This window comes from Leuconostoc holzapfelii, from assembly GCF_012396485.1.
GTDB classification, from domain to species: Bacteria; Bacillota; Bacilli; order Lactobacillales; family Lactobacillaceae; genus Leuconostoc; species Leuconostoc holzapfelii.
Map to the genome: position 1 here is coordinate 87,539 of NZ_JAAXPO010000002.1, position 12,310 is coordinate 99,848.

Consider the following 12,310-nt stretch of genomic DNA (forward strand, 5'->3'; position numbering starts at 1 on the left):
ATTCATCCTACTCCTCTAAAGTCGCATCAAACTTCGCTTTCATGGTCGGATTGTTCTTCGTGAGCTTTTTGACACTGACATCTTCCAGCTTATTATTAGCCAAGCGGAGTTGGTTTTCTGAGGTGGTCAGGGCTTTTTTGACGGCTTCCATTCGAGCAATTGACTTATCAATTTCATCAATCGCCTTTTTAAAGTTAGTTGCGGCACTTTGGTAGTTTTTACCGAAAGCAGTCTTAAAGTTGGTCAGATCACTTTCAAAATGCGTGATGTCAATATTTTGTTCGCGGACTTGCGCAAGTTCTTGCTTGTAGGCGACGGTGTTTAGTGCGGCATTGCGCAACACCCCGATGAATTGAATAAAGAATTGCGGGCGAATGACATACATTTTCTCATAGTTTGGCACTTGGACAATGCCAGTATTGTACAAGTCACTATCAGCTTCTAACATCGATACCAAGACGGCGTACTCGGTGTTTTTTTCGCGACGATCTTTATCCAATTCCTTGAAAAAGTCAGCATTCTTATGCTTGGTGGCCGTCGTATCGGCTTCATTTTTCATATCGAACATGATACTGATAAATTCCAGATCATCTTGATAGTCACGGAAAATAAAGTCACCCTTTGAGTTAGTTTCCGATAACGTATTATCCTTTTCAAAATAAGCATTGGGGAAAGCATACGAGCGAATCTTGTTAAATTCGGTCATCGCGTATTGTTCCAAACTTTCACCAATTTCTTTGGTGGATTGCCGCGCTTTAAAGTCTTTATAAAACTCAACTTGCTCTTGCGCTGTTTTTAATTGCGCTTCAAATTGATTTTGGACACTGGCGAGTTCTAATTGTTGTTTTTGCTCTTTTAGTGCTAACTGTGACGTCAATTCGGTGAGCTTTTGGTCCCGCGTGGCCAATTCAGATTGCACATCCGCATCCTTTTTAACTAACGCCGTTTCCAATTCGGCTTGCCCTTGCTGCTTAACTGCATCAATTTTAGCTTGTAATTGCGCGATTTCAGCCTCTTTCTTAGCAATCGTGTCCTGAATATCTAAATCCTTTTTGACGAGCTGAGATTGCAATTCTGCGGCATTCTGCTCCTTGACCGCATCAATTTTGGCTTCTAATTGCGCGATTTCAGCTTCTTTCTTAGCAATCGTGTCCTGTATATCTAAATCCTTTTTGACGAGCTGAGATTGCAATTCTGCGGTATTCTGCTCCTTGACATGCGCTAACGTGGTCTCTAACGCAACAATCTTTTGCGCTTTTTCATTCACTTGCGCTTGCATCGTCTGTTTTTGCGCTTGCAATTGATTTTCTAGTTCAGCGGCTGCTTGTTTTGCCTGCTGCGCTAGCCATTCTTCGCGCGCTTGTGCGACCTTTTCTTCTAAAATATCGGCAATTTTACCGTTCACGATACTAGTATCAATATTTTGTTCATCCGTCAGGTCGATGACATCCCCAACTTGCGCCTCTTGGTCGAGGACAAGTTCTGTTTGCGATGCAATGTGAAATTTAACTTTTGCCATGATGATCCCCTGAATAATTTTCTAGACTAGGTCCTTACTTGCTTTATTATAGCAAAACTTCTAAGGCCATCTGCGGTCAATTCGTGTTACCACCATTAAAAAAACACCTGCCGAAGCAAGTGTTTTCACTTATTTTTGACGCTTTTGCATATAGAAATAAAGTGGCAAACCAGCCAGTGTTGCAATGACACCAATCATGGCCAACTGGAATTGGGTCATCAACGTCATCACAATAATGAACACGCCACCGACAATGGCAATACTTGGTACAATCGGATAAAGTGGTACGCGATATGGTCGGACCAATTCTGGTTCTTTGCGGCGTAAGATAAAGACTGCCACAAAGACTAACGTGTAGAACAGCCAAATGACAAAAATCAGCATATCCGTCAACATGTCAAAGCCACCGACAAACATCAAGGCAATTGCCACGACTAATTCAAAGATGCCCGCAACATAAGGAATCTTAAAACGGTTTAGCTTCACTAAGTGCTTTGAGAATGGCAAGCTGTTTTCCAAGGCCATCGCATAAGGCAGGCGCATCCCTGTCATCGTGTAACCGTTCAACGTGCCGTAAATCGAAATCAAAATACCAATCGTAATTAACTTACCACCAAAGCCACCAAAAATTGCTTGGGCAGCATCCATAGCTGTGTTTTCATTCCCTTGGATAGCATGGAATGGCAATGCATGTAAGAATGCATAGTTAACTAACAAATAGATAAACATGATACCAAGCAAACCACCCGCAATGGCGCGCGGTAGGTCACGTGTTGGGTTCTTCATTTCCCCAGCGATGTTTCCCACGTGAATCCAGCCATCATAAGCATACATCGTGGCCAACAAGCCACCACCCATCGCAGCAGCCCAGCCGCTCACTTGATGTCCTGGTGCTACTGGGAACAATGAAACATCGACTCCGCCTGGTTGTAACAAACCAAAAATAATAATCAATGCAAGTGGAATTAATTTAAAGAATAATGTAATGGATTGGAATTGACCAGCAATTTTTGAACCTAACATGTTGATCAAGGCCACTGATACCAAGGCCGCAATCCCTGATGGAATAATCGCAGCCGTACCCCAATGCAAGAGATTAGCCACTTGTGTCCCAAAAATAACACCTTTGGCAGCAATACTTGCTGGGAAGTAAATAATAATTTGCGCCCAACCCAAGAGATAACTCGCTAATTTACCATAAGCGCGTTCGATATAAACCAGCATCCCACCAGTATGTGGCAAGGCTGCCGCAAGTTCAGCCCCAGTTAAGCCAGCAGCTAGACTAATCAAGCCACCCACTAACCAGACAAATAATGACATGCTTGTTGATCCTGTGGCATCAGCCACACTTGAAGCTTTATAAAATACCCCAGCGCCAATCACTGTGCCCATCACAGTTGATATTGCCGGTACTAACGTCATGGTACGATTAAGTTTTTGATCGGTTGCCATGTTTATTCCCCTGTCTCACCTAAGATAGAATTACATTCTCTATCATACCAGTTAAAGAATGACAAACCTATGACTTTTCCAAATTTTTAGACGTTTTTAAACATCCAGTGCCCAGACACCCCATTTGACAACCGATACGGAACTTGTTATGGTAAAGACAATCATATCGTGACATGTCATGACATGTCTGCGTTACACGGCAAAACAGGTATAGATTGGGCGTTGTCAATGCGACGTCCTCTTTTTTGTACAAAAAAATAGAAACGGTGGGTTATGACAACAATTCAAAAGCGGGCGTTATTTTTGCTCGTGGGTTCGCAATTATTAATTATGTTAGGGATCGGCTTGGTCATTCCAGTCGAACCCTACATCAAAGCAGAAAAGCAGATATGTGCTTAACAGCCATGGATATGGGCATCATGGCGGCGCTTTTTGCCGCAGTCCAATTCGTCGCGTCACCAATTATTGGTCGTTTATCGGATAAGTTCGCGCGCACGCCCTTGATTGCTGCCGGATTACTCTTATTTGCCATCTCAGAAGCTGTCTTTGCACTTGGTATCAATCATGCTTTCTGGCTGCTTAATTTGGCACGTATTTTAGGTGGTTTGGCCGCTGCGTTATCCATGCCATCTATTACTGCGTTAGCTTCAGACATGACATCTAATGCCAATCGTGCCCGCGTGATTGGGTGGCTATCTGCCTCATTTAGCGGCGGCATCATCTTGGGCCCAGGTGTTGGTGGCGTATTGGCTAATATCCACCACGCACTGCCTTTCGTTGGTTCGGCCATTTTGGGCTTAATTGCCTTTATTGTCTTCATTACGCTGATGCCAGCAGAAGACAAACTACGCGTGGCGCATGCCACCCAACAGGAAAGCGTCACTCAGTCAACGACACCATTTTGGTCACTACCATTAGTGATGTTACTGGTACTCATTCTTGTGGCCTCATTTGGCCTGGCAGCACTCGACAATATGTTTAGCCTCTACCTCCATGATGTCCGTGGTTTTGATCTCGCAGAAATCGCTTGGTTTCTAGTTGTCAACGGCATCCTATCCTTGATTTTTCAAGTGGTCTTCTTTGACAGTCTGGTAACCTATCTTGGTGAACTGCGATTAATTCGTCTGAGTTTTATTGCCAGTGTGCTCGCGATCATTTGGATTCTACTGGCGCAAAGCAAATGGGAAGTTTTCATCGCGACTTTGATTGTATTTGTCGGATTTGACATTATTCGACCTGCCATTACAACATTACTCTCGCATGTCAACGAAGGGCAACAAGGCCTTATTAATGGCCTAAATATGTCGCTGACCAGCATTGGTAACATCGTTGGTCCCGTTCTTGGCGGCGCGTTACTCGACATTAATGGTAATTTGCCATACGCTTTTGTCGCAGTGATTATGGCGATTTCAAGCATCTTAACCTTCACCGTGAGGTTTAAACCCCAAACGTATTAAACAGTTGCTCATGCAGCTGTTTTTTTGCACAAAAAAATCAGTGATCTGTAGTCACAGACGCACTGATTAAGAAGATGCCGACGAGAGGATTCGAACCTCCGACCCCAGGTTTACGATACCCGTGCTCTACCAACTGAGCTACATCGGCAAATTGATAACCAACAGGTTATCTCAGACTCCGACTGCCGGGCTCGAACCGGCGACAACCTGATTAACAGTCAGGTGCTCTACCAACTGAGCTAAGTCGGAATAATTGCTTAACACAACTATTTAATTATGCCAGCTTTGACTAATTTTGTCAACACTTTTCATCAGAAAGTTCGCTTAGAAAACGGCACAAAAAAAGCAAGCCACAAGCGGCCTGCTTCTCATAAAACTCCGACTGCCGGGCTCGAACCGGCGACAACCTGATTAACAGTCAGGTGCTCTACCAACTGAGCTAAGTCGGAATAATTGCTTAACACAACTTAATTATTATATCTAATAATCCATCGTTATGTCAAGCCTTTTTATCGTTTATATTGAAAAATGCTTATCGCATTGTTGGGAACAACAAAACATCACGAATCGTGTCAGAATCGGTTAGCAACATCACCAAACGGTCAATGCCGATTCCCAAGCCACCTGTTGGTGGCATACCATATTCCAAAGCTTCGATGAAGTCTTCGTCAATATTTTCCGCTTCATCGTTACCATTTTCGCGTTCAGCAACTTGCGCTTCAAAACGGCCGCGTTGGTCGATTGGATCGTTCAATTCCGTAAAGGCGTTCCCATATTCGCTGCCCATAATAAACAGCTCAAAACGATCTGTAAAGCGGTCATCATCAGCGTTACGCTTAGCCAATGGTGATACTTCCACTGGGTGACCATACACAAATGTTGGTTGAATCAAGGTGTCTTCAACGAACGTTTCAAAGAACGCATTGATAATGTGGCCAACACCCCAATACTTTTCGTACTTCACGTGGTGTTCATCGGCCAACTTTTGAGCGTCTTCAACTGACATGTCTTTCCAGAAATCAACACCAGTCTGTGCCTTAATCAAATCAACCATGTGCTTACGGGCAAACTTTGTGCCGAGATCGATTTCTGTGCCTTGATACGTCACTTTCAGGTTATCAGAAACAACGGCTGCGGCAGCCTTGAAGATGCCTTCAGTTTCGTCCATGACGTCCGTGAAGTCCATGTAAGCCGCATACGTTTCCATTGTGGTAAATTCAGGGTTGTGCTTTGGATCCATCCCTTCGTTACGGAAGATACGGCCAATTTCATAGACCCGTTCAAAACCACCTACGACCAAACGCTTTAAGTACAATTCTGTGGCAATACGCATGTACATGTCAATGTTCAACGCGTTGTGGTGCGTGATAAATGGGCGCGCCGCCGCACCACCAGCTTCCGTTTGCAAAATTGGTGTTTCAACTTCCATGAAGTCTTGCGAATCCATGTAAGCACGAATGGCAGAAATAATCTTTGAGCGCAATTGGAACTTCTTGAATGACTCTTCATTGGCAATCAAGTCCAAGTAACGCTTACGGTAACGTGTTTCCACATCAGCAATCCCATGGAACTTATCTGGCATTGGCCGCAAAGCCTTGGTAAGGTGTGTCAACTCTGTCGCTAAGACAGTCAACTCACCAGCTTCTGTCTTCATGACGATTCCCTTGATACCAAGGAAATCACCAAGATCCGCCCGCTTAATGATTGGGTAGTTGTCACCTAGGTCATCGCGCTTAGCATACACTTGAATCTTACCTGACACATCGCGGAAATCAGCAAAAATGACCTTCCCTGCACCACGCTTGGCAATCATACGACCTGCAATGACCACTTCGTGTTGTGCGGCTTCTAAATCTTCTAACGTGCTATTATCATATAAATCATGCAAGGCTTGCGCCTTTGCAGTGCGATCAAATCGCTTTCCAAATGGATCCAAATGTAAATCGTCAACAAGCGTTGCTAGTTTTTGACGACGCGCCAACATTTGATCGTTGAGGGCTTTTTCTTCTGCCATATGTTTAAAGTGCTCACACGGAGCACGTTTCCTCCATTATATTCTGGCTTTTTACACCAGTTTTAAAAGTTCTCACTAACAATAACTATACCAAAAAAAGGAGGCAACCTCAAAGGTTAGTCGTGATTCTTGTCGTTGATTTCAATCACGATCTCACGTAATTCATCTGCTGTGAAAAAGTAACGTTTTCCCGAGAACTTACCCACAATCTCAGCCCCGCCATCTTCGTCAATCATTGCCTGAACTTCTTCAGCCGGTAACGTTGTTAACATGTCACGGTACGCGGCCTTCGTTGGTTCCGCAGCTAGACCAACACCGGCTACTTGAAGTATTTCCACTTCGCCTTGACCAAAAATTTCTTCTAGGATTTCAAGCGGTGTATAACCAGCAACTAACATATCGGCTAACGGCTTCATATTTTTTAAAGCCGCTTCCAAATCATCAATGGCTTCGTCTGTCGCATCTGGTAAGGCTTGTACCAAAAAACCGCCGGCAACTTCGACCGTATCGTCTTGATTCATGTAGACTGAGACGCCAACAACGGATGGAATCTGTTCAGATTGGGCCAAATAATATGTGAAATCATCGCCAATTTCACCGGAAACCAGCTGACTTTGTCCGATATATGGGTTGGCATACGGGGCAAACTTTGTGATTTGCAAAAAGCCGTTGGTGCCAACTGCTTGCGCGACGTCTAACTTCCCCTCAGCATCAAATATTGGCTCAAGTTGTGGGTTGGTCACATAACCACGGACACTGCCTTTGGCATCTGCTTCTGCAACCACATTCCCGATTGGTCCCCGACCGTTAATTTGAATGGCTAGTCGTTCTTCACCCTTTAACACCGATTGTGCGGTGAGTGTGGTGGCCAACAGGCCACGGCCCAAAACAACCGCGGCCAAACGGCTCGTCTCATGGGTAGCCGCTGCCTCACGAACAAATTGCGTTCCGTTTAAGGCATAGGCTCGGAAATACTTATTTTTGGTAACAGTTTTAATAAATTGATCTGACATAATAGACTTTCTATATTCGTAGGTGCCTATGGCACTCAAGGTTGACACAGTTGATTTCAAATAAAAAAGTTGACGCTAACGTCAACTTCTATTTTACTTACTTTCGTCTTGCTTGTCATCAGTTGGTGCATCATCCGCAGCTTCCGCTTCTGAATGATCATCCGTATCTGCTGGCTTTTGATCATCATGATGTTCAAAACGAGCTTCTGCTTCAGAATCTTTCGCATCCGCAGCAGCTTTTGCTTCTTCAAATGACTTGGCTGTTGCCAATTCATCGTCATCTTGGACATCCTTACGCGTGAATTCACCCGTTTCGTAAATGTCTTTGATTTGACGTTCATCCAATGTTTCCACTTCAAGCAAAGCTTCCGCAATGGCGACCAGCTTATCTTTATGCTCTGCAATAATTGCTGTGGCATCATTATAAGCTTCTTGCGCTAGACGACGAACTTCTTCATCAATCAGGCGGGCTGTCTCTTCTGAATAAGCATGGTTCCCAGCCTGTTCAGTATAACCAACACTGGCATTACCTTCCAACTGCACCATACCAAGCTTATCTGACATACCAAATGCTGTGACCATTTGGCGTGACAAGTTCGTTGCTTGCTGGAAATCGTTTGACGCACCAGAACTGGCCTCGTCAAACATAAACATTTCCGCTGCACGACCACCCATCAAACCAGCTAACTGTTCTTTGGCTTCAGAATAACGTAAGTTGAAACGATCATTCTTCGGTGTCATAAGGGCATAACCCCCAATACGACCACGCGGCACAATCGTTACCTTACGCACAACTGAGGCTTCTGAACGAATCAAGCCAACCAAGGCATGCCCAGCTTCGTGATACGCCGTTGTGCGGCGCTCTTGTTCTGACATCCCACGATTGGTTTTGGCTGGGCCTTGGAAAATACGATCTTCAGCTTCATCAATATCAGCGGCATCAACCTTTTTCTTATTCCGACGTGCAGCTAACAATGCCGCTTCGTTCAATAAGTTTTCCAAATCAGCACCAACGTAACCTGGTGTTTGTTGCGCAATGGCCTTCAAATCAACATTATCAGCCAACGGCTTGTTTTTGGCATGCACATTCAAGATGGCTTCACGCCCCTTCACATCAGGTGCGCCAACCAAAATCTTACGGTCAAAACGACCAGAACGGAGCAAAGCCGGATCCAAAACATCCGAACGGTTGGTTGAGGCCAAGATGATCACACCTTCTGAACCTTCAAAACCATCCATTTCAATCAAAATTTGGTTCAACGTTTGTTCACGTTCATCGTTGCCGCCCCCCATGCCTGTGCCACGACGACGACCAACCGCATCAATTTCATCAATAAAGATAATGGCTGGGGCTGATTTTTTCGCGTTTTCAAACAAATCACGCACACGTGAAGCGCCGACACCGACAAACATTTCAACGAAGTCAGAACCTGACATTGAGAAGAATGGGACGTTGGCTTCACCAGCAACTGCTTTGGCCAATAATGTCTTACCTGTTCCCGGAGGGCCCTCAAGTAACACACCCTTTGGAATGCGTGCCCCTAAGCTCACAAACTTCTTAGGTGACTTCAAGAATTCAACCACTTCGACTAATTCTTGCTTTTCTTCTTCGGCACCAGCCACATCAGAGAAGCGCACTTTATTGTCTTTTGGATCGGATGGCTTAGCTTTTGACTTGCCAAAGCTCATCATCCCACCTTGGCCACCCTTGCCACCGGCTTGGCTCATCATGACGTAGAAGACGCCAACAATGAGCAAAACAGGCAAGAACGACACCAAAAGGTTCAACCAGAAGCCAGAAGATTCTTGCTGCTTGGCCACCAAATCTGTCTTGGTATTTGCAGCCGCTTGTGTGACTGACTTTAATGACGCGTCATTGGGTAGCAGAGTTGACGTAAACTTAGTTACCTTTTGTGACTGCTGCAACAAGTTTAAGCCGGAATCAGATGACGCATCCTGTGGCTTACGGTATTCACCAGTAATGTTATAAATCCCATTACCTTGTTGCACTGTGATTGATTTCAGGTCCTTATCGTTCAGTGCCTTCATAAATTCACTTGACGTCAGTGTCTTAGATGTTGACTTGTCATTGCCAAACAAGCCATAAATCATCCCTACAACAGCAAGGAAAATGAAGATGTAGAAAATTGAACTTTTTAAGAAACCATCTTTTGGATTATTTTTCATTAAGTTTCCCCAATTCCTAGAAGTTAATCAGAATAGACTTCTTTTTTCAAGATACCAACATATGGCAAGTTACGATACATTTCTTTGTAATCTAAGCCATAGCCCACGACGAATTCATTGCGGACATCAAAACCAATGTAATCGGCATCAATTTCGACTTTACGCCCGGCCTTTTTATCTAGCAGGGTTGCGACCTTAATTGAGCGCGCGCCACGCTTGGCTAATAATTCTTTCATGAACAACAGTGATTGCCCAGTATCAACAATGTCTTCTAAAATAATGACATCGCGGTTAGCAACATCTGAACGGATATCTGTCACTAACGTAATTTCATCGGTACTAGTGACCCCACCATGATAACTTGAAACGTTGATAAATTCTAAATCAACGTACAAATCAACTGCACGTAATAAATCAGCTGTCCAAAGATAAGCACCCTTCAACACTGATAATACCACTGGTTTTTCGCCAGCATAATCTTGTGTAATTTGCTTGCCCAAGCGCACTGCCGCATCGTGGATGCTGGCTTGGTCAAACAATACTTCTTGTATATCGTTATCCACTACTTTTCCTCAATTCGCCATGCTAGCCAATTTGGCATCGCATCTTGTTTGATGGCAAAATCTTCGCTAACGCGCCAACGTTGACGTATTCTCACTGCAATCACCTCGTTTTCCGGGGTGGCCAAGACGAGACAAGCTCGGCGTTCAGCAGGGGTTAATTTTTCGTCAATCGCCAGTCGTCGCAACTTTTTGTGCCCATGTATGAGTGCAAGTTTATCACTAGTTTTCATGGGACGCAAGTCCAAATGCGTTGCGGGTTGTTTTAGGTTAAAAGCAACCGTGAATGCGGTTTCATTTGGGGACTGATTTGTCCATTGAAAGGCGTCATCATTGAATTTTTGCCACTGGTTTAATTTTAACATAGTTGGGGGCAAAACTTGCACTGTATTTGCCGGATCTATTATGTTTTCTAGTCGTAATTGTTGATAAGATTTGACAATTTGCTTATCTGCCGACAAACGCACTGTACCCGTGGGTTTTTGTGCGTTGTGTAATAAGTTCACCACTTGCGTGATCTGGGCCTGTTTCACTTGAAAAATGCCATGCTGCTGACAAAAAAATTGTAAGGTGGGACCCAACCAAGCCGTTGGCACGCTTGGCCAATTCATCATGAGTTGATCCACGTAAGCCGCAGCTGTTGCCTGGATTAAATCTGATTGCACTTGAATCTGTGCTGCCATCCCATTAATATGCGCTACGGCTTGCGGATTAATCTGCTGTAATGCTGGTATGATGTCGTGGCGAATCCGATTACGCGCGGTGTAGTTAGGATCCGCATTCGTTTGATCTTCGCGCCACATCAAGCCATGCAGCTGCGCATACGCCACCAACTCCTGTTTAGTTAGGGACAAAAATGGCCGCTTAATTTGCTGGTTTGTCGCAGCCATGCCACTCAGTTGGCTGGCTTGTCCACCGCGTGTGAGCTTCAATAAGACTGTTTCTGCTTGATCATTGGCATGATGTGCCACCACAATCGTCTGTGTCTGATACTTATCAGCTAACTGTTTGAAAAAACGATACCGTAGGTGGCGCGCTTGTGCTTCGACGCCTGTACTCGGTACTGCATCCCAACTGCATTGCTCAAAAACGGCCTGGTATTTTTGGGCTAAGTTAGCCACAAAGGCAGCATCCCCGTCACTTGCGGTGCGCAAATGATAATTCACATGTGCGACTACAAGCTGTGCTTGTGGTAAATGCTGACGCAAAGCGTGTAATAAGACGACAGAATCGACCCCACCAGAAACAGCGACGATAATGGTCTTTTCCCATACGTGGGCTTGTAATTGTTGTTGGATTTTTTCAATCATGATAGAAAAAGCACCCTGAAGGTGCTTGTTAATTATTATTTGATGGGAGATTGTAAACCAGCTCACCTGATTTTGTGTACCCGTATTTGTCGCGTAAAATTTGTTGCAGATAGGCCGGGTCATTTAACCGCTTTTGATCTGCTTTTAAATCACTATTTGTTTTTTGGACAGTTGTTAGTCGCGCTTGTGTCGCTGTCAGTGTTGCATTTGCAGCGTGCAACTTCACTTGACTCACTAATAATTGCACCGCAAAAATAGAAGCAAAAACAGCACCAAAAAACAAGATCTTTTTTTCACGGTTCGCATGCGCCCTTTGGTAGTGACGCTTGGCTTGCATATTGGCCGGTTCAGAATTACGAATAATTTGCTGTATTTCTGGGTTGACGTGCTGCTTATTCAATTGTCTTCTGTTGTAAGTCGACATGAATTTCACCTAATTCTAGTGTGTCATGTTCTTAGGATTTTTTCAACATTCTTTAGATTTACTTAAAGTTTTTATTCAGCAGATTCATCCTCAACCGTCCGGAAATCTTGGGCAAACGTTTCACTCACAATTTCATACATGTCGGCTGATGCTTCCTTTTTAGTCGTTTCGACAATCTTAACCACCTTGACTGTCAGTGTTTTGTTCCCAAAACGGACTTCTAATTCGTCGTTTGTCGACACATCTGAAGAAGACTTTGCCACCTTACCATTAATCGAAATTCGGCCTTGATCGGCTATTTCTTTGGCAACTGTCCGGCGCTTAATCAAGCGGGAAACTTTTAAATATTTGTCTAATCGCATCTCATTCTCTTT

The 12,310-nt window shown here is 44.3% G+C and carries 10 protein-coding genes and 3 tRNA genes; 1 reads left to right on the top strand and 12 read right to left on the bottom strand.

All coding sequences use genetic code 11. From position 1 onward, the window contains the following. Positions 1-7: 7 nt before the first annotated feature. Together HF966_RS01885 and HF966_RS01890 are read right to left on the bottom strand one after the other, a co-directional pair. Positions 8-1,519: a DUF2130 domain-containing protein gene (locus tag HF966_RS01885; protein WP_168675975.1), complete on the bottom strand. Its 1,512-nt coding sequence runs from the start codon at positions 1,517-1,519 to the stop codon at positions 8-10. Positions 1,520-1,648: 129 nt separating this feature from the next. Then, complete coding sequence (locus tag HF966_RS01890) at positions 1,649-2,971, bottom strand: APC family permease (RefSeq protein WP_168675977.1); 1,323 nt, start codon at positions 2,969-2,971, stop codon at positions 1,649-1,651. 245 nt (positions 2,972-3,216) lie between these two features. On the opposite strand from HF966_RS01890, the gene HF966_RS01895 reads away from it, so the two are divergent. Continuing rightward, on the top strand, positions 3,217-4,428 hold the full coding sequence (locus HF966_RS01895; protein ID WP_246586627.1) for an MFS transporter: 1,212 nt from the start codon (positions 3,217-3,219) through the stop codon (positions 4,426-4,428). A 75-nt stretch (positions 4,429-4,503) separates the two neighbouring features. Here the strand turns inward: HF966_RS01895 and HF966_RS01900 are convergent. From HF966_RS01900 to HF966_RS01945, 10 genes are all read right to left on the bottom strand, one after another. Next, positions 4,504-4,576 (bottom strand) — tRNA-Thr (locus tag HF966_RS01900). 28 nt (positions 4,577-4,604) lie between these two features. After that, positions 4,605-4,677: transfer RNA gene (locus HF966_RS01905), tRNA-Asn, on the bottom strand. 127 nt (positions 4,678-4,804) lie between these two features. Then, positions 4,805-4,877: transfer RNA gene (locus HF966_RS01910), tRNA-Asn, on the bottom strand. Between the two features lie 83 nt (positions 4,878-4,960). Beyond that, on the bottom strand, positions 4,961-6,442 hold the full coding sequence (gene lysS / locus HF966_RS01915; RefSeq protein ID WP_168675979.1) for a lysine--tRNA ligase: 1,482 nt from the start codon (positions 6,440-6,442) through the stop codon (positions 4,961-4,963). Between the two features lie 116 nt (positions 6,443-6,558). After that, complete coding sequence (gene hslO / locus HF966_RS01920) at positions 6,559-7,455, bottom strand: Hsp33 family molecular chaperone HslO (RefSeq protein ID WP_168675980.1); 897 nt, start codon at positions 7,453-7,455, stop codon at positions 6,559-6,561. A gap of 93 nt (positions 7,456-7,548) precedes the next feature. Further along, complete coding sequence (gene ftsH, locus HF966_RS01925; RefSeq protein ID WP_168675981.1) at positions 7,549-9,642, bottom strand: ATP-dependent zinc metalloprotease FtsH; 2,094 nt, start codon at positions 9,640-9,642, stop codon at positions 7,549-7,551. Between the two features lie 23 nt (positions 9,643-9,665). Continuing rightward, entirely contained in the window at positions 9,666-10,205 is a 540-nt protein-coding gene (hpt, locus tag HF966_RS01930; RefSeq protein ID WP_168675982.1) for a hypoxanthine phosphoribosyltransferase, read from the bottom strand. Further along, on the bottom strand, positions 10,205-11,512 hold the full coding sequence (gene tilS / locus HF966_RS01935) for a tRNA lysidine(34) synthetase TilS (protein ID WP_168675983.1): 1,308 nt from the start codon (positions 11,510-11,512) through the stop codon (positions 10,205-10,207). Before tilS ends, hpt begins: the two co-directional genes overlap by 1 nt. Before the next feature lie 28 nt (positions 11,513-11,540). Next, positions 11,541-11,936, bottom strand: coding sequence for an FtsB family cell division protein (locus tag HF966_RS01940; RefSeq protein WP_168675985.1), 396 nt, complete (start codon positions 11,934-11,936; stop codon positions 11,541-11,543). A 71-nt stretch (positions 11,937-12,007) separates the two neighbouring features. After that, positions 12,008-12,298 (bottom strand): RNA-binding S4 domain-containing protein, encoded by a 291-nt coding sequence (locus tag HF966_RS01945; RefSeq protein ID WP_168675986.1) that lies wholly within the window; start codon positions 12,296-12,298, stop codon positions 12,008-12,010. Positions 12,299-12,310: the final 12 nt, after the last annotated feature.

Bases quoted from the DNA above. Each gene is read 5' to 3' on its own strand.
- HF966_RS01945 (WP_168675986.1), bottom strand. From the start codon at position 12,298: ATGCGATTAGACAAATATTTAAAAGTTTCCCGCTTGATTAAGCGCCGG.
- tilS (WP_168675983.1), bottom strand. From the start codon at position 11,512: ATGATTGAAAAAATCCAACAACAATTACAAGCCCACGTATGGGAAAAG.
- HF966_RS01940 (WP_168675985.1), bottom strand. From the start codon at position 11,936: ATGTCGACTTACAACAGAAGACAATTGAATAAGCAGCACGTCAACCCA.
- ftsH (WP_168675981.1), bottom strand. From the start codon at position 9,642: ATGAAAAATAATCCAAAAGATGGTTTCTTAAAAAGTTCAATTTTCTAC.
- HF966_RS01890 (WP_168675977.1), bottom strand. From the start codon at position 2,971: ATGGCAACCGATCAAAAACTTAATCGTACCATGACGTTAGTACCGGCA.
- lysS (WP_168675979.1), bottom strand. From the start codon at position 6,442: ATGGCAGAAGAAAAAGCCCTCAACGATCAAATGTTGGCGCGTCGTCAA.
- HF966_RS01885 (WP_168675975.1), bottom strand. From the start codon at position 1,519: ATGGCAAAAGTTAAATTTCACATTGCATCGCAAACAGAACTTGTCCTC.
- hslO (WP_168675980.1), bottom strand. From the start codon at position 7,455: ATGTCAGATCAATTTATTAAAACTGTTACCAAAAATAAGTATTTCCGA.